The 20,996-nt window shown below is 68.6% G+C and carries 17 protein-coding genes and 2 riboswitches; of the genes, 4 read left to right on the top strand and 13 right to left on the bottom strand.

From position 1 onward, the window contains the following. Window positions 1-43 precede the first annotated feature (43 nt). From ABQE44_RS21520 to ABQE44_RS21510, 3 genes are read left to right on the top strand one after another with little or no spacing between them, the layout of a single operon-like run. Window positions 44-928: a 3-methyladenine DNA glycosylase gene (locus ABQE44_RS21520; RefSeq protein WP_448394085.1), complete on the top strand. Its 885-nt coding sequence runs from the start codon at window positions 44-46 to the stop codon at window positions 926-928. 49 nt (window positions 929-977) lie between these two features. Next, complete coding sequence (locus ABQE44_RS21515) at window positions 978-3,209, top strand: malate synthase G (protein WP_448393986.1); 2,232 nt, start codon at window positions 978-980, stop codon at window positions 3,207-3,209. Further along, entirely contained in the window at window positions 3,196-5,229 is a 2,034-nt protein-coding gene (locus tag ABQE44_RS21510) for a substrate-binding domain-containing protein (RefSeq protein ID WP_448393987.1), read from the top strand. Before ABQE44_RS21515 ends, ABQE44_RS21510 begins: the two co-directional genes overlap by 14 nt. On the opposite strand, the gene ABQE44_RS21505 is transcribed toward ABQE44_RS21510, so the two are convergent. From ABQE44_RS21505 to ABQE44_RS21445, 13 genes are all read right to left on the bottom strand, one after another. Then, window positions 5,226-6,098 (bottom strand): alpha/beta fold hydrolase, encoded by an 873-nt coding sequence (locus ABQE44_RS21505; RefSeq protein ID WP_448431819.1) that lies wholly within the window; start codon window positions 6,096-6,098, stop codon window positions 5,226-5,228. The two genes, ABQE44_RS21510 and ABQE44_RS21505, sit on opposite strands and share 4 nt — an antisense overlap. A gap of 90 nt (window positions 6,099-6,188) precedes the next feature. Beyond that, a complete protein-coding gene (gene gcvP / locus ABQE44_RS21500) occupies window positions 6,189-9,035 on the bottom strand; it encodes an aminomethyl-transferring glycine dehydrogenase (RefSeq protein WP_448431817.1) in 2,847 nt (948 codons plus the stop codon). A 54-nt stretch (window positions 9,036-9,089) separates the two neighbouring features. After that, window positions 9,090-9,201, bottom strand: a riboswitch (glycine riboswitch). Then, window positions 9,202-9,300: riboswitch (glycine riboswitch) on the bottom strand. Between the two features lie 55 nt (window positions 9,301-9,355). After that, entirely contained in the window at window positions 9,356-9,979 is a 624-nt protein-coding gene (locus tag ABQE44_RS21495; RefSeq protein WP_448394086.1) for a MerR family transcriptional regulator, read from the bottom strand. Window positions 9,980-10,213: 234 nt separating this feature from the next. Continuing rightward, the gene (locus tag ABQE44_RS21490; protein WP_448393990.1) at window positions 10,214-10,708 is read right to left on the bottom strand and encodes a bifunctional nuclease family protein; all 495 of its coding nucleotides are present in this window, start codon (window positions 10,706-10,708) and stop codon (window positions 10,214-10,216) included. A gap of 48 nt (window positions 10,709-10,756) precedes the next feature. Next, a complete protein-coding gene (ftsR, locus tag ABQE44_RS21485) occupies window positions 10,757-11,515 on the bottom strand; it encodes a transcriptional regulator FtsR (RefSeq protein ID WP_448431815.1) in 759 nt (252 codons plus the stop codon). Beyond that, window positions 11,516-11,995, bottom strand: coding sequence for a glycogen accumulation regulator GarA (garA, locus tag ABQE44_RS21480; RefSeq protein ID WP_448393992.1), 480 nt, complete (start codon window positions 11,993-11,995; stop codon window positions 11,516-11,518). 154 nt (window positions 11,996-12,149) lie between these two features. Further along, complete coding sequence (gene gcvH / locus ABQE44_RS21475) at window positions 12,150-12,545, bottom strand: glycine cleavage system protein GcvH (RefSeq protein WP_448393993.1); 396 nt, start codon at window positions 12,543-12,545, stop codon at window positions 12,150-12,152. A gap of 33 nt (window positions 12,546-12,578) precedes the next feature. Then, complete coding sequence (locus ABQE44_RS21470; protein WP_448393994.1) at window positions 12,579-13,409, bottom strand: DUF881 domain-containing protein; 831 nt, start codon at window positions 13,407-13,409, stop codon at window positions 12,579-12,581. Between the two features lie 3 nt (window positions 13,410-13,412). Beyond that, window positions 13,413-13,745: a small basic family protein gene (locus ABQE44_RS21465; protein WP_069404734.1), complete on the bottom strand. Its 333-nt coding sequence runs from the start codon at window positions 13,743-13,745 to the stop codon at window positions 13,413-13,415. Between the two features lie 6 nt (window positions 13,746-13,751). Then, window positions 13,752-14,666, bottom strand: coding sequence for a DUF881 domain-containing protein (locus ABQE44_RS21460; protein ID WP_448393995.1), 915 nt, complete (start codon window positions 14,664-14,666; stop codon window positions 13,752-13,754). Next, complete coding sequence (locus ABQE44_RS21455; protein WP_448431813.1) at window positions 14,663-15,289, bottom strand: CDP-alcohol phosphatidyltransferase family protein; 627 nt, start codon at window positions 15,287-15,289, stop codon at window positions 14,663-14,665. The genes ABQE44_RS21460 and ABQE44_RS21455 overlap by 4 nt, the downstream gene beginning before the upstream one ends. 9 nt (window positions 15,290-15,298) lie before the next feature. Then, a complete protein-coding gene (gene secA2 / locus ABQE44_RS21450) occupies window positions 15,299-17,635 on the bottom strand; it encodes an accessory Sec system translocase SecA2 (RefSeq protein WP_448393997.1) in 2,337 nt (778 codons plus the stop codon). A 47-nt stretch (window positions 17,636-17,682) separates the two neighbouring features. After that, window positions 17,683-19,326 carry an acetolactate synthase gene (locus ABQE44_RS21445; protein WP_448431811.1) on the bottom strand — a complete coding sequence of 548 codons (1,644 nt, stop codon included), beginning with the start codon at window positions 19,324-19,326 and terminating at the stop codon, window positions 17,683-17,685. 20 nt (window positions 19,327-19,346) lie between these two features. Between ABQE44_RS21445 and ABQE44_RS21440 the strand changes: the two genes are divergently transcribed. After that, entirely contained in the window at window positions 19,347-20,978 is a 1,632-nt protein-coding gene (locus ABQE44_RS21440; protein ID WP_448431809.1) for an FAD-dependent monooxygenase, read from the top strand. Window positions 20,979-20,996 lie beyond the last annotated feature (18 nt).

Raw genomic sequence — 20,996 nt, 5'->3', positions numbered from 1 at the left:
CGGGCTCCGCACGACGGTGTCTGATGTCGGGCTCCGCTCGACGGTGTCTGATGTCGCGCCGGACTGGACCACCCGCGCCCGCGCGCACCGCCGGCGCGTCGACGACTTTCTGCGCAGATACCGCTCGTCACCCGACCAACCCCACCCCGTCTGGGATTTCCTGTTCAGCTACTACAGCATGCGGCCGCGGCAGTTGCGGACCTGGCATCCCGGGTTCGGCGCCGTGCTGACCGGTGCCGCCGCGCAGCGCTACGTGGGCCGCACCGGATACGCCCGGACCGACGGCGGCGTCACCGTCACCCGCGACTACCTGGCTGCCCGCCTCGACACCGTCGGTTTCATCGCCCGGTTGCTGCGCGCCACCGCCGCCCGCCCCGCGCGGCTGAACTGCTTCGGGCTGCACGAGTGGGCGATGGTGTACCGAGCGCCGACGGTGCGCCACCCGCAGGTTCCGCTGCGGCTCGGCGCCGCGGGCACCGATGCGGTGGTCGAGTCGATGCCGTTGCGCTGCAGTCACTTCGACGCGTTCCGGTTCTTCACCGAACCGGCCGCCCGGCGCAACACCGAGCGCCTCACCCGCGACGGCCAGATCGGCGCCGAACAACCGGGCTGTCTGCACGCGGCGATGGACTGCTACAAGTGGTCGTTCAAGCTGGGTCCGCTGGTGAACTCCGAGCTGGTGATGGACTGCCTGGAGTTGGCCGCCGATGCCCGTGAACTGGACATGCGGGCCAGCCCCTATGATCTCCGCGAATACGGATTCACTCCGATCGAGATCGAGACACCGGCCGGTCGGGCCGAATACGTACGGATCCAGCAGAACGTTGCCGACCGGGCTGCGCCGCTACGCGCCGCCCTCGCCGATCGGTGCGACCGACTTCTCGCCTCGGCCAGCCGTGAACCAGGCGGCGCTGGCGCTGGCGGATAAACCCCAGCTACCGGTGGGTAAGCTGGAGCGACAGCTCAAGGGAGGAAAGATGACCGATCGCGTGACGGTGGGAAACCTTCGCGTCGCCCAGGTGTTGTACGACTTCATCAACAACGAGGCGCTACCGGGCACCGATATCGACCCCGACACCTTCTGGTCGGGCGTGGACAAGGTCGTCGGCGAGCTGACTCCGCGCAACCGGCAGCTGCTGGACCGCCGCGACGAACTTCAGGCGCAGCTCGACAAGTGGCACCGGCAGCGGGTCATCGATCCAATCGACACGCCGGAGTTCAAAGAGGCCTACCAACGGTTCTTGACCGAGATCGGTTACCTGCTGCCCGAGCCGGACGACTTCACCATCGCCACCTCCGGGGTGGACGACGAGATCACCACCACCGCCGGCCCGCAGCTGGTGGTGCCGGTCACCAACGCTCGGTTCGCGCTGAACGCCGCCAACGCCCGGTGGGGTTCGCTCTACGACGCGTTGTACGGCACGGACGTGATCTCCGAGGAAGACGGGGCCGGACAGGAATCCGGGTCCGGCGGCGGATATAACCCAGTTCGCGGCGACAAGGTCATCGCCTACGCCCGCGGTTTCCTCGACGAGGCCGTTCCGCTGGACGACGGCGGCTGGGCCGACATCACCGCCCTGCGCATCGAGGACGGGCAGCTGGTCGTCGCGCTCGGCGAGGACCGGTCCACGGCGCTGGCCGCCCCGGAGCAGTTCGTCGGGTACACCGGCGACCTCGGTGCAGCACAGTGGTCGGTGCTGCTGCGCAACCACGGTCTGCACATCGAGATCCTCGTCGACCCCGACTCCCCCATCGGCTCAACGGATCGGGCCGGGATCAAGGATGTCGTGCTGGAATCGGCTGTCACCACGATCATCGACTTCGAGGATGCGGTGTCCGCCGTCGACGCGGAGGACAAGACGGCCGCCTACCGCAATTGGCTGGGCCTGATGAAGGGCGACCTGTCCGCCGAGGTCAGTAAGGACGGCACCACGTTCACGCGCGTGCTCAACGAGGACCGCACCTACCGCACCCCCGACGGTGACGGCGAACTGACGTTGCCGGGTCGCAGCCTGCTGTTCGTGCGCAACGTCGGACACCTGATGGTCAACGACGCGATCGTCGACAGCGACGGTAACGAGGTGTTCGAGGGTATCCAGGACGCGTTGATCACCTCGCTGGCCGCAATCCACGGGCTGAAGTCCGGCTCTGATAACGATGGGGCCAACGGCCCGATGGTCAACAGCCGCACCGGGTCGGTCTACATCGTCAAGCCCAAGATGCACGGTCCCGACGAGGTCGCGTTCACCGTCGATCTGTTCAGCCGGGTGGAAGACGTGCTCGGCCTGCCGGCGAACACCCTCAAGGTCGGCATCATGGACGAAGAGCGCCGCACCACCGTCAACCTCAAGGCCTGCATCAAGGCCGCGGCCGAGCGGGTGGTGTTCATCAACACCGGATTCCTCGACCGCACCGGCGACGAAATCCACACCTCGATGGAGGCGGGTCCGATGATCCGCAAGGGTCAGATGAAGACCCAGCCGTGGATTTTGGGCTACGAGGACAACAACGTCGACGTCGGTCTGGCGGCCGGTTTCGTCGGTCGCGCCCAGATCGGCAAGGGCATGTGGGCGATGACCGATCTGATGGCCGACATGGTCGAGCAGAAGATCGGCCAACCCAGGGCCGGTGCGAACACCGCGTGGGTGCCGTCGCCCACCGCGGCGACCCTGCACGCGATGCACTACCACCAGGTCGACGTCGCCGCGGTGCAGAAAGACCTGGCTGGCAAGCGTCGTGCGACCATCGACCAGCTCCTCACCATTCCGCTGGCCAAGGAATTGGCCTGGGCGCCGGAGGAGATCCGCGAGGAGGTCGACAACAACTGCCAATCGATCCTCGGTTACGTGGTGCGCTGGATCGATCAGGGCGTGGGCTCGTCGAAGGTGCCCGACATCCACAACGTCGCGTTGATGGAAGACCGTGCCACGCTACGTATTTCAAGCCAGCTGCTGACGAACTGGTTGCGTCACGGGGTGATCACCGAAGAGGACGTGAAGGCCAGTCTGCGGCGGATGGCCGCCGTTGTCGACAAGCAGAACGAGGGCGACGACAAGTACCGGCCAATGGCACCGGATCCCGACAACAACATCGCGTTCCTGGCCGCCCAAGAGTTGATCCTCTCCGGCGCTGAGCAACCGAACGGCTACACCGAGCCGATCCTGCACCGCCGACGCCGCGAGTACAAGGCTGCAAGTGGGCAGGCATAGCCTTCCGGATCCCGAGGACTCGGCAGGCGACGAGCAGGCTCCGGAGTCTTCGGAATCTCTGACCGAACGCTTCGGGTCGTTTCGGGACGAGCCGGAATACCGGACCCCCGCGTACGGCACACCGCAATACGGTGAGCCCGGCGGCGACCTGCCCGGCTACCGCGGCGATGACGTCGCCGAACCCGAGCAGCCTGAACCGGATGCCGGCGCCGCCGGCGCGACGCCACCGCCGCGCGGACCCGGCCGCTCGGGCCCGCAGCACAGCGGTGACTGGGAAGGCGGCGAGTGGACCGGTAGCCACCGCGCGATAACGGCGAAACGGCGCGGGGTCAGCGTCGGCGTCATCGTCGCGCTGGTGGCGGTGGTGGTGCTGGTAGGCGCCGTGATCCTGTGGCGGTTCTTCGGCGACGCGCTGTCGTCGCGCAGCGACGTGGCCGCCGCCCGGTGCGTGGACGGTGAACTGGCCGTTGCCGTGGTCGCCGACCCGTCCATTTCCGAGCAGATCCAGGCGTTGGCCGACAGCTACAACGAAACCGCGGCCCCAGTCGGCGACCGCTGCGTCGAGGTCGGCGTCACGGCGGCCGGTTCTGATCAGGTGGTCGACGGCTTCACCGGCACCTGGCCCGACGAACTCGGTGAGCGCCCCGCGCTGTGGGTACCCGCCAGCTCGGTCGCGCACGCCCGTCTGGAGGCCGGGGCCGGCCCGCAGATCATCAGCGACAGCCGGACACTGGTCAGCTCCCCCGTGCTGCTTGCGGTCCACCCGCAGCTCAAACCCGCGCTGGCGCAGCAGAACTGGGGCACGCTGCCGAGTCTGCAGACCAACCCGACCGCGCTGGACGAGTTGAACTTGCCGGGCTGGGGTTCGCTGCGGCTCGCGCTGCCGCTGAGTGGCGACGCCGATGCGTCGTATCTGGCCGCCGAGGCGGTGGCCGCGGCGTCGGCTCCCGACGGTGCGTCGCCGAGCGCCGGCGCGGGCACCGTGAACACCCTGGTGGGCGGCCAACCGAAGTTGGCCGACAACACGGCGTCGACCGCCATGGACGCGCTGCTGAACGCCCCGGATCCGGCGTCGGCGCCCGTGCATGCCGTCGTCACCACCGAGCAGCAGCTCTACCAGCGCACCGCCGAGATGCAGAACGCGGCCCAGACGGTGGCGTCGTGGCTGCCGCCGGGCCCGCCCGCGGTGGCCGACTATCCGACCGTGCTGCTGTCGGGTGACTGGCTGAGTCAGGAACAGATCAGGGCGGCCAGCGAATTCGCCCGGTACATGCGCAAACCCGAGCAGCTCGCGCAGTTCGCCGAGGCCGGGTTCCGCGCCGGGGAGCAGACGATGCCAGAGAGCGACGTGCTCGACTTCCCGCCGCTCGCTGAGCCGCTGTCGCTGGGCGACGACGCCGCTCGTGCTGCCCTGGCCGCCACGTTGACCGCGCCCGCGGCCAACCCCGCCGTGACGATCATGCTGGACCAGTCGATGCCGACCGACGAAGGCGGCCGATCGCGGCTGGCCAACGTGGTGGCCGCGTTGCAGGCACGGCTGCAGGCGCTGCCCCAGACATCGGCGGTCGGGCTGTGGACCTTCGACGGCACCGCGGGTCGCTCGGTGGTGAGCACCGGGACGCTGACCGATCCGGTCGACGGCCAACCGCGCTCGGCGGCGCTGAGCGCGGCGCTCGACTCGCAGTCGGCGTCCGGCGGAGGCGCGGTGTCGTTCACCACGCTGCGCCTGGTCTACACGGATTCGTCGGCTAATTACCGTGCGGGACAACCTAACTCGGTGCTGGTCATCACCACCGGACCACACACCGACAGGACCCTGGACGGGCCGGGCCTGCAGCAGTACATCCGCGGGGCGTTCGATCCGGCACGTCCGGTTGCGGTCAACGTCATCGACTTCGGCGCCGACTCCGACCGCGAGACGTGGGAGGCCGTCGCGCAGATCACCGGCGGCACCTATCAGAACCTGGAGAGCTCAACCGCTCCGGAACTGAACGCGGCCATCGCGGACATGCTCGGTTAGGCCGAGGCCGACAACAGGCTCAGCGCCGACCTGGCGAACACGTCCGGCACCTCCACCTGCGGGTAGTGCCCGACGCCGGGAAGTTCGACCACCTCTGCGGCGGGCCGCAACTCGCGCAGGCCGTCGAGCACGTTCGTGGTTGCGACGATGTCGTCGAGCGCCCACAGGAAGCTCAGAGTCTTGGGCCAGTCGCGGACCGCGCCGTGCCAGCGCTCGGCGTAGCGCACCCGCTCGTCGAGATAGGCGATCAACAGGTGCGCGATGCGGTGACCGTCGTTGTGGGCCAACAGCGCCCACTGCGCCTCGGCTTCGGCAGCCGAGAGCGGATGGCCGTCGCTGAACAGCTTGCCGAACCCGCGGATGAACCCGCGGCGGATGACCAGCCGGGCCAGCAGCGGGCCGAGCGGACCGCGCAGCACCTTCTGGCTGGGCCGCAGGCTGGCCCGGTCCAGGATCACGCTGCCGTTGCTCAGCACCGCCCGCTGTAGGTCAAACGGCAACCGGCCCTGCAGATCTCGGGCCAGCAGCTCAGTGGCCACCGACGTCCCCATATCGTGGGCGATCAGAACCACCGGGCCCGCGTCGGCCTCGGCGACGACCGTCTGCACGATATCGGCCTGCTCCAGCAGGCTGTAGCGGTGCGGGCGTGGTTTGTCCGAAAGGCCGAAACCCAGGAAGTCCAGCGTCAGCCACGCCCTGCCGTGCAGGTGCGGGACCACCTGCCGGTAGTCGTAGCTGCTCGACGGGTAGCCGTGCAGCATCAGCACGGTCGGGCCGTCGCCGGGTGACGACCGCACGAAGACCTCACCGGACGGCGTGGGTATCCGGCGACCGGCGTCGCGCCACGCGGTCACGTCAGGGGGAAGCACCCCAGCGACCCTAGTCGCCGAACGTGGATTACCAACACGCTTTTTGCGCCCGGAGCGTGTATCGAGCACACACTCGGCGCCAGAGATGCGTTACGCGAACGCTTCGACCGGCGGGCACGAGCACATCAGGTTGCGGTCCCCGTACGCGCCGTCGATGCGGCGCACCGGCGGCCACACCTTGGGCCGGTAGCTCTTGCCGAGCGGGTAGGCGGCCTGCTCGCGGGTGTAGGGATGGTCCCACTGTTCGACGAGCAGGCACTCCGCGGTGTGCGGGGCATTGCGCAGCGGGTTGTCGTCGGCAGCCCAGGTGCCGTTGCCGACGTTGTCGATCTCTGCGCGGATCGCGATCATCGCCTCGCAGAACGTGTCGATCTCGGCCAGGCTCTCGCTTTCGGTCGGTTCGACCATCAGCGTGCCCGCCACCGGGAAACTCATGGTGGGGGCGTGGAAACCGTAGTCGGCCAACCGTTTTGCCACATCATCGACGGTGACGCCGGTCTGCTTGGTGATCGCGCGCAAATCCAGGATGCACTCGTGGGCGACCATGCCGTTCTTGCCGGTATAGAGCACCGGGTAGTACTCGTCGAGGCGGCGGGCGATGTAGTTGGCGGCGGCGATCGCCGTCAGCGAGGCCGCCCGCAACCCGACCGCGCCCATCATCCGGACGTAGGCCCAGGTGATCGGCAAAATCGATGCCGATCCGTACGGCGCCGCCGACACGGTGTGCGCATCGGGTAGGTCATCGGCCAGCGGGTGACCGGGCAGGTACTTGGCCAGATGTGAGCGCACCGCGACCGGGCCGACGCCCGGCCCACCGCCACCGTGGGGGATGCAGAACGTCTTGTGCAGGTTGAGGTGGCTGACGTCGCCGCCGAACCGGCCGGGTCGGGCCAACCCGACCAGCGCGTTGAGGTTGGCGCCGTCGACGTACACCTGACCGCCGGCGTCATGCACGGCCGCGCAGATGTCGGTGATGTCGTGTTCGTACACCCCGTGCGTCGACGGGTAGGTGATCATCAACGCCGACAACCGGTCTGCATGCTCGGACACCTTGGCGCGCAGATCGTCGAGGTCGACGTCACCGTTGTCGCGGCAGCCCACCACCACGACCCGCATCCCCGCCAGCGCCGCCGACGCCGCGTTGGTGCCGTGCGCGCTCGACGGGATCAGGCAGACGTCGCGCTTCGCCTCGCCGCGTTCGGCGTGGTAGGCCTGGATCGCCAGCAGACCGGCGTACTCCCCCTGCGAGCCGGCGTTGGGCTGCAGCGACACCGCGTCATAGCCGGTGATGTCGGTCAACCACCGCTCCAGGTCGGCGATCAGCTTGCGCAACCCGGGCGTGTCGGCGGCCGGCGCGAACGGATGCTGACGGCCGAACTCCGGCCAGGTGATCGGCTCCATCTCCGCGGCCGCGTTGAGCTTCATGGTGCATGATCCGAGCGGAATCATGCTGCGGTCCAACGCGATATCTTTATCCGCCAGCGACCGCAGGTAACGCATCATCTCGGTTTCGGTGCGGTAGCGGGTGAACGCCGGATGGGTCAGAAACGCCGACGTGCGCGACGCGATCGACGGACCGTCGAACGCTGCCTGCGCCGGGGCGGCGCCGAACGCCGACAGCACCGCATCCAGGTGCGACGCGGTGGTGGCCTCGTCGCAGGCCACCGACACGTGGTCGTCGTCGACGCGCCACACGTTGATACCGCGGGCCTTGGCCTTGTCGCGGATCTCGGTGGCACGGCCGGGCACCCGGGCCAGCACCGTGTCGAAGAATGCGTCGTGCACCACTTCGACGTCGGCGGCGGCGAGCCCGGCGGCCAGCGCGCGGGCCCGGTCGTGCACCCGGCGGGCGATGCCGGTCAGCCCGTCGGCGCCGTGATAGCTGGCATACATCGCGGCCAGCACCGCCAGCAGCACCTGCGCGGTGCAGATGTTGCTTGTCGCCTTGTCCCGGCGGATGTGCTGTTCGCGGGTTTGCAGCGCCAGCCGGTAGGCCGGCGACCCGTCGGCGTCCACGGACACCCCGACCAGCCGGCCGGGCAGCTGGCGGGCCTGCTTGCTGCGCACGGCCAGGTAGCCGGCGTGCGGGCCGCCGAAGCCCATCGGAACCCCGAACCGTTGCGTGGTGCCGAACGCGACGTCGGCGCCGAGCTCACCGGGCGGGGTGAGCAAGGTCAGCGCCAGCAGGTCGGCGCCGATCGCGACCAGCGCGCCCCGCTCGTGGGCCTGCACCACCAACTCGGTCCAGTCGACGACGGCGCCGCTGGCGCCGGGCAGCTGCGTGATCACGCCGAAGAACTCGCCGTCGGGCAGCCCCTGGCGCAGGTCGGCGGTGACGATCTGGATACCGAGCGGCTCGGCGCGGGTGGCCAGCACCGCGGCGGTCTGGCGGTACACGTCGACGTCCACGGCCAGCCGGTTCGACGGGCCCTTGACCGCCCGGTGCATCAGCGTCATCGCCTCCGCGGCCGCGGTGCCCTCGTCGAGCATCGACGCATTGGCCACCTCCAGGCCGGTGAGGTCGGTGACCATGGTCTGGAAGTTCAGCAGCGCCTCCAGCCGGCCCTGGCTGATCTCGGGCTGGTACGGCGTATAGGCGGTGTACCAGGCCGGGTTTTCAATGATGTTGCGCCGCAAGACCGGCGGTGTCAGCGTGTCGAAGTAGCCCTGCCCGATCATCGACACCGCGACGGTGTTGGTGTCGGCCATCGTGCGCAGTTCGGCGAGCGCCTCATCCTCGGTGGCGGCCGGCATCAGCTGATCCAGCCCGGGCGCGCGCCCGTCGGAGGCGACCGCGTCGAGGATCCCGCCGGGCACTGCCTTGTCGGCGAGTTCGTCGAGGGACGCCACGCCGATGGTCTCGAGTATGGTCGCGACCTCGTCGGCGTCGGGGCCGATATGGCGGTCGGCGAAGGTGGGCTGGTGATGATCGAACACTGGCGAGTACTCCAGACACATGAAGGTTGAGAACCGCTGGGTTCCTCTCCCTCTGTCGTCAACCCGGTCCGGGTGCCTGAGAGATTCGGCGCCGCTCCGACAAATCGGGACAACACCTTTCCCCATGGGCGGGTGGGCGCGCGCTCACCGCTTTCCAGAGGCATCGGGGTCTCGTGCGGTCCTGGGTGCCTGAGAGGTTGACGGAGAGGTATTGCTCCTTCGGCGTCCGTGGCTGGTTGCCACGGAACTCTCCCGCACAAGGGCGATGCGGTGACGAGTTTACCGCGACGGCCCTGGGGCGGCGGACTAGCGGCGGAACGTCAGCCGATCTTGCGGTCGCGGTGCTTGCGCCGCGACGCCAGCTCGTCCTCGGGGGCGGCGATGGACTCGCCGCCGTCGGCGCGCTCGCCCGGGAAATCGGCGATCGCACCGGTCAGCTCGCGCATCGCACCGGAGACGGCGATGCCGAACACCCCTTGGCCGCCCTGCAGCAGGTCGACGACTTCTTCGGCCGACGTGCACTCGTAAACCGTGGTGCCGTCGGAAAACAGCGTGATGTTGGCCAGATCCCGCACGCCGCGCTGGCGCAGATGGTCGACGGCGACGCGGATGTTGTGCAGCGAGATGCCGGTGTCGAGCAGCCGTTTGACGATCTTGAGGACCAGGATGTCCTTGAACGAGTACAGCCGTTGGCTGCCCGAACCCGCCGCGCTGCGGATCGACGGCACGACCAGCGAGGTGCGTGCCCAGTAGTCCAGCTGGCGGTAGGTGATGCCGGCAATCTGGCAGGCGCTGGGCCCGCGGTAGCCGACCAGTTCGTCGGGTACGGAGTCGTCCGGGAAAAGTCCTGCCTGCACGGGCTCGCTGGGTGCCGTCACTTCCGATTCCGCGGGGCCGCTAGCAGAGGTCAGGTCCAACTGCTCTTGACGTGGCGTGTCTCCCACTTCCGAAATCCTCTCGCCGATCGAACCGGCTCCGTAGTCCCGCATGGGGCGCACATTTGCCGAGCCCGAGTGTGTCGAGCATACGCTTTCCGCCGGGCCCGCGACTGCCCATCAGTGGTCCGGCACGTCAAAGTATGGCTGCCCGCTTGCCGCCAGCCGGAAACCCGCACCGCGTGTCGACGGCGACGAGACGCTACCGTGACAAACGTCGTGGGCGCACCCGCCAGTCGGCGTCTAGGTCGCCTTGAAGTCGTCGGGTGACACGCTGTCGAGAAACTCCTTGAACTTCTCGACCTCGTCCTCGCGGACCGCGCCGGCCGCTTCGTCGTCGCTCTCGTCGGGAATCAGTAGCCCGGCCTCGGCAAGCACCGCCTCCTCGACGTATATCGGCACACCGACGCGCAACGCGATCGCCACCGAGTCCGACGGCCGCGCCGACACCTTGATATCCCGGTCGAAGATCAGGTCCGCGTAGAACGTGCCTTCCTGCAGGTCGACGATCCGCACTTCTTTGAGCGAATGGCCAAGCGCACCAATGAGATCTCGGATCAGATCGTGGGTCAGCGGCCGGGCCGGTTCCACGCCCTGCTGCTCGAGCGCGATCGCCGCCGCCTCTGACTGGCCGATCCAGATCGGCAGATAGCGGTCACCGTTCGATTCGCGGAGCAGCAAAACCGGCTGGTTCTGTGGCTGCTCCACGCGAATGCCGACCACACGCACCTCACCCATCTGTGCCTGCCTTCCGCACCAAGAAGCCGTCCAAAACGAGTCTAATCCTCAGCGATCCAGAACGTCGCGTACAGCCGACTTGATCAGCGACGTGTGCAGCATGATCGCCAGCGCGGCCACCTCGCGGGCGAGATCGTTGCCGCGCTCCCGCGCGCCCGCCTTACCCGCCTTGGCCACCGGCCCGGCGATCTGGGCGATCAGGTCGGACTGGCGGTCGGCCGCCGAGCGGAACGCCCGCAGATGGCGCGGTTCCACGCCGTATTCGGCCAGGGCATGGGCGCACTGGGCGATCACCACCGAATGTTCGTCGAAGAAGCCGGCGGGTCCGGTGGTGATCACGCCGGACTTCACCAAGGCGGTCAACATTTCCTCGTCCACACCCGAACGCGACAACAGATCCTCCCGCGACAACCGCACCTGCGTCGGGGCCACCGAGGCCGCGGTGCTGACGTGCGCGACCGACAGGTCGGTCGCGTCGTCGCCGGACACCGGCACCAAACGCGGTACGCCGTAAGCAGATCCGATCTGCGGGGGCAGCTCACCGTCGGGCTGCGCGTCGAGCTGGGCCTTGATGACCTTCAACGGCAGGTATTGGTCCCGCTGGGCGGTCAGGATGAACCGCAGGCGAGCGCAGTCGTAGGCGGTGAACCGGCGATAACCCGACGCGGTGCGCTCTGGGGTGACCAGCCCTTCGGCCTCCAAGAACCGGATCTTGGAAATCGTCACGTCCGGGAAGTCCGGTCGCAGCAGATCAAGGACCGCTCCGATCGACATCCCAGTGAGCGCGGGAGTGTCGGGCGCCGTCACTTAGGTGCCTGGGCCGCTGTCGTCGCTCTTGGGACCGGTGAGGAAGACCAGCCGGAACTTGCCGATCTGGACCTCGTCACCGTTGGCCAGCACCGCGGAGTCCACCGGTTCGCGGTTGACGTAGGTGCCGTTGAGGCTGCCGACGTCGACGACCTGGAACTCGCCGCTTTCCAACCGGAACTCGGCGTGGCGGCGGCTCACCGTGACGTCGTCGAGGAAGATGTCGCTGTCGGGGTGGCGGCCCGCGGAGGTCGTGGGCTGGTCGAGCAGGAACCGCGAGCCGGCGTTGGGTCCGCGTTTGACGACGAGCAACGCCGAGCCGACGGGCAAGCCCTCGACACCGGAGACGGCACCCTCGGCGCCGGCCGCCGCCGGGGCGTCCAGTTCGTTGAGGAAGTCGGCGCGGAAGACCGATGTCGTTTCCACGGTGACTTCGTCAGACGCCTGATCAGCCCCAGAGTTCTTGTCCTTATCCGTCACCCGCTGCTCCTTACTGGCTGCTGTGGCGATACAGGGCCGAGCCCCAGCCGTAGTGCGTCTGATATCGACCGTACCGCGCAGTAGACGTCATTGTGCCCACCACCGCCGGATCCGCCGCGAGATCGACGTCCGGTGTGCAAAACCCTAACAACCGTCATTCGGTCACTGCGGCGCGGTAGCCGTCGGCATCAAGAAGCCCGCCCAGTGCGTCCTCTGCCGCCGACGGGTCCACCTGCAGGTCGACCAGCCAGCCCTCACCGTAGGGGTCGGAGTTGACCAGCTGCGGATTACCCTCCAGATCGCCGTTGACGGCAACGACTTTCGCGCTGACCGGGGCGTAGAGATCCGAAACCGACTTGGTCGACTCCACCTCGCCGAAGGACTCGCCCGCGGTCACGTCGGCACCGACGTCGGGCAGCTGCACGAACACCACATCACCCAGCGCGGACTGGGCGTAGTCGGTGATGCCGACGCGCACGGTGTCGTCGCCGGTGCGCAGCACCCACTCGTGTTCCTCGGTGTACTTCAGGTCGGCTGGGATATCGCTCACTGCGCTCCTAATTTTTCACTCACTGCCTTGACCTCATTTAACCGGCTGAGCGTATTGGCGGGGTTTCGGTTGCCGCAAGGCGGTCACATCGACCCGGTCGGCCTGCTGCACCGTCGTGGTGCCGCCCACCCGCTCGATGCTGTCCTTCGCGCCGCCCGGAATGTTCATCGCCGCCGCCAACGTCGGCGGATCACCAATCGCCACAACCGTATACGGCGGGTGCAAGGTGACGTTGTCGATGACCAGCGCGCCGGGTGCGCCCGCCACCCAGGTGTCGACACCCACCCGCACTGAGGTTTGTTGGGAGTCCCCTCGCCCCTGGATCTCCATGGCCTCGGCGCCGGCGTTGCGCAGTTCGTTGATGACGTCCAGCAGCGTCTCGGCGGGCACGCCCGGCGCGGTGTCGGCGATGGTCAACGTCATACCCGGCCCGGTCGCCGGCACCGTACCGATCATGATCGACAACGCGGCCAGCCGGGCCTGGGCGTTCTCGATGGCCGCCTGGTCGCTGGTGCCCGACGCCTCCAGTTCGACCAGCGTGCGCTGCAGTTCGGCGACCTCGGTGTTCAGTGCCGCCTCACGTTGCTGCAGCGAGTCGAGGAGCACCAGCAGATCGGCCGGTCGCGCGGTCTCCAGGGAGTCCCCGGATTCGGTCTGCCGCACCTGCGTGACGATCGCGACGCCGAGCAGCAGACACAACAACACCGCCAATGTGCCGAACACCACTTGTGATCGCCGCCGCCGTGCGCCGTCGACCGGTTGCGACGGTTCGTCGGGCGGCAACTGGTGTTTGCCCCCGGCGCGAATTGCGGTGTCGTCGGGGCGGTCTGGCTCCGGCGTGTGCTCCGGTGGATGCTGGTTCATGGACTACGCCCCGAACAATCTGCGCCGCAATGCGGCGGCGTTACCGAAGATCCGTATCCCGAGCACCACGATGATCGCCGTGGACAGCTGGGTGCCCACCCCGAGTTGGTCGCCGAGGTAGACGATCAGCGCGGCCACCAGCACGTTGAACACGAAGGACACCACGAACACCTTGGCGTCGAAGATGCGTTCGAGGTAGGCGCGCAACCCGCCGAACACCGCATCCAGCGCGGCCACCACGGCGATCGGCAGGTAGGGCTGGACGAACTCGGGGACGTCGGGCTGAAACACCAACCCGAGCACGATGCCGATGACGAGTGCGGCGATTCCGATCATGCGTGGTTACTGACCAATCTGCTTGGCGAAGTTGATTTCTCGTACCGAACCGGCGGGCACCGTGACGGTGTCGGTGGCGCTGACCTGCACGCCCACCCCGTAGGAGATCTCGAGCAGCCGAAGCCGCTGGAGGCCGGGGCTGCGTTCGAAGATGTCCTTCATCGTGTTGGGCGGTCCGACCGCCAGGATGACGTACGGGCTGACGATCGGCTGATTGTCCACCAGGATGCCGCCCCCGGCCTGCCGGACGGTGACGTTGGGCCCGACCCGCACGCCGCCCACCGACACCGCCTCCGCGCCGCTGGCCCACAGCGAGTTGACCAGCAGCTGCAGATCGCGGTCCAGGATCACCTGCTGGCTTCCGGGCAGCCGTTGTTTGGAAACGTCGGTGAGGTTCTGCGAGACGCCCGGATCGGTGACCGTGATCGTCAGGCCAGGGCCGATCACCCCGGTGGCGGCCGCGGCGAAGTCCGCGTCGTCGAGCTCGTCCAACAGCTGTTGGCCGTGGGCGTCGCCTTCGAGGCGGCTGCGGCGTTCGGCGCCGACCTGCGCGGCCAACGCGTCGCGGCGCGCGGCCAGATCGGAAGTCGCGGACTCCGCCGAGCGCACGCTGCCCGCCAGCGCGTGTTGAGTTTCGCGGACGCCGGTGGCGGTGCTGCGGGCCTGGGCCATCGCGGTGGCGAACACGACGGCGATCAGCAGCGCCCCGCACAGCTGCCAGGCCCAGTTCTGCCAGCGCGGTCGGCGCTTACCCGTCGCCTTGGCCTGCGCGGCGGCGGCGTAACCGGGGTCGAGATGTTCGGTCAGCAACGACCGCAGCAGCGACGGCACCGGGATCAACGTCGGCTTGTCGGCCGCGTGCGCGCTGCGGCCGGCGTTCGGGTCGTATCCGCCCAGCGAGTTGCGGAAGCTCTGGGTCATCGCGACACCTTGGGCATGCGGCGGATCACCAGGCCCACCTGCAACAGATACAGCACACCTGACCACACATACATGGCCAGCCCCCAGATCAGAAACCCCCATCCGCAGGCCAGGATCACGCGGCTCCACAACGCATCCCACTGCCCCAACAGGATCAGCGGCAGCCCCGACATCAACGCGAACGTGGCTGCCTTGCCGATGTAGGTCACCGGCAGGGCCGTGAGCCCGCGGGCGCGCAGCGACGGCAGCGTCGCGGCCAGCGCGGCGTCTCGGACGAGCAAGGTCGCCACGATCCACCACGCCAGCGAGCCGTGAAACGCCATCGCCACCGGGACCACCAGCATGTAGATGCGGTCGACCGTCGGATCGAGCAACTCCCCCAGCCGCGACGACTGGTTGTCGACGAGCCGGGCGATCTTGCCGTCGGCCCAGTCGGAGAACCCGCTGAACATCAGCACGCCCACCGCCCAGGCGGTGGCGTCGGCGGCCAGCAGCAGCCAGAGAAACACCGGCACCAGCGCCAAGCGCACCGCGCTCAGCACGTTGGGAACGGTCAGCACCCGGTCGCGGGCGGTACCTGTGGCATCCGGCGGCGAAGGCGCCTGGCCATGCGCCTCGGTCATGGGCTAAACCTAGCGGAACACCCCGGGCAGGCTAAGCGCAGAGAGCGAGTCGTCGGCGAGCGGATTGTCGTGGACCATGTAGGTCCACGTCGAGGTGGGCCGCGCCAGTTTGGACAAGTCCACGCCGGGTTCGTCTTCGATGGACTGCGCGGTCTCGAATGTCTGCTGGGCGGCCTCGATCGCGTCGGCGGCCAGCGAGGCGAACGCGTCGACGGCCATCCGGTGAAACTCGTCGATCGGCGTCTGGTTACCCAGGGCGCGCAGGTGGATGCTCTCGCGGATATCGGACAGGTACGCCAGGTGGTCGGCCCAGCCCCGGTCCAGGTGATACAGCATGATCAGCCGGCAGATCTTCTCCAGTTTCTCCGCACCGAGGTTCTCGACCAGTTCGGCGTAGCGCTTCGGTGACCGTTCCTCGAGCTCCTCACGAGCAACCGCGGTGCGCAGCAACGTGTTTCGACGTTCGACGATAATGCCGCGCTGCTGCGCGATCAGCTGGTTGTAGCGCCAGTTGTTCGCGTGGATGTCGAGCATCCGACCCTCGGCGATGCGCTGCGCGTTGTCCAGCAGGGTGGCGGCCTTGGGGCTGACGACGCGCCCGGTGTCGTCGGTGTCCATCGGGAGCTTGTTGGGCTCGAGATGGGCGACGACGACGTCGTCTTCCCAGCTGGAGAAGAACACCGACGATCCGGGGTCGCCCTGGCGGCCCGCGCGGCCGCGCAGCTGGTTGTCCAGCCGCTCGGTGTGGTGGCGGCCGGTGCCGACGACGTGCAGCCCGCCGAGTTCGGCGACCTCTTTCTTCTTGTCCGATTGGTCGTCGGCGTCGGATCCGCCGAGCCGGATGTCGGTGCCGCGGCCGGCCATTTGGGTGGACACCGTGACGCTGCCGAGCTTGCCGGCCTCGGCGATCACTGCGGCCTCCTCGGCGTCGTTCTTGGCGTTGAGGACCACGGCGGCGACGCCGGCCTTGACCAGCTGCCGGTGCAGATCCTCGGATTCGGCGACGTCGTGGGTGCCAACCAGCACGGGTTGGCGGGTTTTGTGCACTTCTGAGATGTGCTCGACGATGGCGTCGTTCTTGGCGGCCTGGGTGGCGTACACCCGGTCGGGCTCGTCCTGGCGAATGTTGGGGGTGTTAGGCGCAATTGGGGAGACGGCCAGCTTGTAGAACTGGCGCAGCTGCTCACCGGCCGCGAGCGCGGTGCCGGTCATTCCGCACACCCTCGGGTACCGGTTGATCAGCGCCTGCACGGTGATGGTGTCGAGCACCTCACCGGTCTCGGTGGTTTCGATGCCCTCCTTGGCCTCGACGGCGGCCTGCAGACCGTCGGGCCAGCGTTGCAGCTGGGCGATGCGGCCGCGGGAGGCGTTGATCAGGCGCACGGCGCCGTCGCGGACGATGTAGTGCACGTCGCGCTGCAGCAGCACGTGCGCGTGCAGCGCCACGTTGATCTCGGTGAGCGTGCTGCCGACGTGCTCCTCCGAGTACAGGTCGATGCCGCCGAGCTTGGCCTCCAGCTTTCTGGCGCCGACGTCGGTGAGGTGCACGTTGCGGTTGTCGTCGTCGGTGTCGAAGTCCAGGCCGGCGGTGAGGTCGCCCACCATCTGGATGATTTCGACCTTCGGCGTCTCCCGGTGGGTGGTTCCGGCCAGCACCAGCGGCACCAGCGCCTCGTCGACCAGCACCGAGTCGGCCTCGTCGATCAGCGCCACATCGGGGTTCGGCGACACCAGGTCGGCGACATCGGTGGCCAGCTGGTCGCGCAGCACGTCGAAGCCGACCTCGTTCACCGAGGCGTAGGTGACGTCGCAGCGGTAGGCCGCGCGGCGCTCCTCGGCGGTGGACTTCTCCGTGATCCAGCCGACCGTCAGCCCGAGCGCCTCCAGCAGCGGGCCCATCCACTCGGCGTCGCGGCGGGCGAGGTAGTCGTTGATCGTGATGACGTGCACGCGCCTGCCGCCGAGCGCATAGCCGGCCGCGGCGATCGCACCGGAGAGCGTCTTGCCTTCGCCGGTGGCCATCTCGACCACGTCGCCTGCCAGCATCCGCAGCGCACCGAGCAGCTGGACGTCGAAGGGGCGAAGCGCGGTCGTGCGCTCGGCGGCTTCGCGGGTGATCGCCAGAAACTGCGGGATGTCGGTCGAGTCGGCCAGGTCCTCGAGGTTCAGCAACTTGGCGGCCTTGCGCAGTTGTTCGGCGTCGAGGTCGGCTGCTCGCTCATCGAATTCGGTCGATTTGCGCACCTGCGCCAACGACTGCGCCTGGTCCCGGTCGGTGCTCGCGCCGAGCAGTTTCCAGAACCGGTTGCTGACACGACCTGTCGTGCGGGTCTTGGTCTTAGCCACACAGATACGGTACGCGTCCCTGCTCACCGGCCGGTGAGCCTGCGGCCTCAGGCCAGGTTCGAGCGGCGCGGGTAGGCCACTGCCGGATCGGTCAGCGCATTGACCACCGCGGGAACCCCCACCGAGAACGCGCGCTGCAGGGCCGGGCGCAGCTCGGCCGGCGTCGACACCAACTCACCGTGCCCGCCCAGCGCCGCGACTACCTCGTCATAGCGGGTGCCCGGCCGCAGATCGGCCACCACCGAGTACCCGTACAGCATCTCCATCGGATGCTTCTCCAGCGCCCAGATGCCGTTGTTGCCGATGACCGACACCACCTGGACACCGTGGCGGATCAGCGTGTCCCACTCCATACCGGAGAACCCGAACGCGCCGTCGCCCTGCAGCAGCACCACCTGCCTGTCGGGCCGGGCCAGCTTGGCGGCCAGCGCGTACCCGGGGCCGGAGCCCAGACAGCCGAACGGCCCGCTGTCCAGCCAGGCGCCCGGCACGTAGCTGTCGATCACCCGACCCGCATACGAGCCAAAATCGCCTGCGTCGATGACGACGATGGCGTCGCGATCCAGCAGCGCCTTCAATTCGGCGTAGATCCGCATCGGGTGAAGTGGTGCGCGGTCGTCGGCGAGGTCGGCGGTCTCGGCCTGCCGCGCGGCGCTCTCCACCGTGCGCAACTGTTCGATCCAGTCCGCATGTCCGGCCGGGGTGGCCGCCGCCAACGCGGCCAGGATCTGGCCCAGATCGCCGTACAGGCCGGCCGCCACCTCGCGCGGATGCGGGCGCTGCGGTGCGACGCGGTCGGCGACCACAAGTTTGGTCTCGGCGCCGAACACGCCGCCGAAGCCCAGTCGAAAGTCCAGCGGTACGCCGATCACCAACGCAACATCGGCCTCCCCCAACGCTTTTGAGCGGGCCCTGGAGAACGCGAGCTCGTGGTCGGCGGGCACGCTCCCGCGGGCCATACCGTTCATCAGGACCGGGATCCGCAGCGTCTCGGCGAGGTCGCGCAGTGCGGTCTCGGCGTGCCCCCACCAGACGTTGGTGCCTGCCATGATGACGGGCCGTTGCGCCTGCGACAGCAGACGCACGGCGGTGTCGACGGCATCGCCGTCGGGCGCGGCGCCCGCAGGCGCACCGGTCAGCGCGCCGGGTGCGCCGTGGTCGCGGGCCTCGCTGAACACGTGATCCATCGGGAAGTCGACGAACGCCACGCCCGAGGGGGCGCCGACGGCGGCGCGCAGCGCCTTATCGATCAGCGGCGCGACGGCGTCGGGGCAATCCGCGGTCGCGGCGAACCGGGCCAGCGGCGCCACGAACGGGACGTGGTCGATCTCCTGCAGCGAACCCTGGCCCCACCGTAACGCCGGAGCCCGTCCGCCCAGCACCACCAGCGGCGACTGATTCTGCTGGGCGGCGGCCATCGCGCTCATGCCGTTGGTGACGCCCGGCCCGGCGGTCAGCGCCGCGACACCGGGCACGCGGGTGACCTTGGACCAGCCTTCCGCGGCGAACGCCGCGGTCTGCTCGTGGCGAGTGTCGATCAGCCGGATGTTCTCGGCGCGGCAGCCGTCGTAGATCGAGAACAGATGGCCACCGGAGAGCGTGAAGATCGTGTCGATACCGCTGGCCCGCAGCCGCCGGGCGATCAGGTGGCCCGCGTTCACCGCGGCGGGCTCCGCAGCGTCGGTGCTCATACCGGGAGCATAATCACCGGGTGCCGAGGCCCAGGAAAACCCAAGTGCTCATCGCCGGAGCGGGGCCTGTCGGTCTCACCGCCGCGATCGAGTTGACCCGCCGCGGTGTGGACTGTCGCATCGTCGATCCACTGTCCGAATCACCGCAATACGCGAAAGCCGTTGGGGTGCAACCACGTACACTCGAAGTATTCGAGAGTATGGGTGTGCTCGACCGCATCCTGGACGCGGCGATCCCGATGCACGGCCAGATCGTCTACGTCAACGGCGAGAAAGCCGCGCAGCTCGACCTGACATTGCCCCTCGACGTGCCGTTCGGTTTCATCGCGATTCCGCAGTACGCCACCGAGCGGGTGCTGGCCGCCGAACTCACCGCCTGCGGTGGGCGGATTGAGCGCGGGGTCCGGCTGACCGGGTTCGACCAAGACGCCGACGGCGTGTCCGCGACGCTGGCTGGTGACAGCGGCGAAGAGACGTTGCGTGCGGGCTTTCTCGTCGGCGCCGACGGCGCCCACAGCACGGTGCGCAAGGGCCTGGGCCTGACGTTTGAGGGTGCGGCATTCGACGAGCAGTACATGCTCGGCGACGTCGAGGTGGACTGGTCGATGCCGCGCGGCTACGGCGTGCGGTCGATGCGCCAGACCGACGGAAACACCGACGACCTGCTGGTGTGCATCCCACTGCCGGGCCGCAACCGCTACCGGATGTCCATGCTGGTGCCCGCTGAGCTCAGCGCCGCTGCTCCCGACGGCGTGGCGCACGGCTTCGAAGGTGGCCGCAAGCCCGAACTGCACCACATCCAGGCCGTGCTCGATCGGCTGTCTCCCGAGCCAACGACTGCGCGAAACCTGCGCTGGTCCTCGGTGTTTCGCATCAGTCACCGCATCGTGGACTCCTATGGCCGCGATCGAGTGTTCGTCGCGGGCGACGCGGCCCACATCCACCCGCCCACCGGTGCGCAGGGCATGAACACCGGCATCCAGGACGCGCACAACCTGGCGTGGAAGTTGGCGCTCGCCGCCGCCGGGCAGGCCTCGCCGGAGTTGCTCGGCAGCTACGACGCGGAGCGACGGCCCGTCGGCGAGGAGGTGGTGGGGCGAACCGTGCGAAGCGCACGCGACGGTATCGGCGCCGATTCCACCGATGTCGGGTTCGTCATCCGCCGCGAGGCGCAACTGCTCATCGACTACGCCGACAGCCCGATCGTGTCGCCCGGAGCCGCCGGGCCCGCGACGTCTGGGCCCCGCGCGGGCACCCGGGCACCGGATGTCGCCGGGTTGACCCGCGCCGCGGTTACCGCCCCTGTGCGGCTGTACACCCTGTTCGGACGTGGCCACACCGTGCTGCTCTACGCCGGCGAGCAGCACGGGGCCGGCGACCTCGAGCGTTTCGAGCGCGTCGTCGACCAGGCGGTCCGGGCCGCCCATGGTCAGGTCAGGGGGTATCTGATCGCCGCGCCCGGAGCCGCCGTCGCCGCCACCACGTTGCCGCTGATCCGCGACACCGGCGGAGACTTCGCCCGCGCCTACGCAACCGGCGCAGAAGCGGCGTTCGTCGTGCGGCCCGATGGCTACCTCGGTCTTGCCGCACCGCGCGTCGACGCCGACGGTGTGGTCAACCACTTGCAGGCGACATTCGCCGCGCTGCGGTAGCTTCGCCGGCGAACGCCG

It is taken from the genome of Mycolicibacterium sp. XJ2546, from assembly GCF_053483195.1.
Note: the sequence above shows the minus strand (reverse complement) of the source record. Positions and strands in the feature narration are given on the sequence as shown.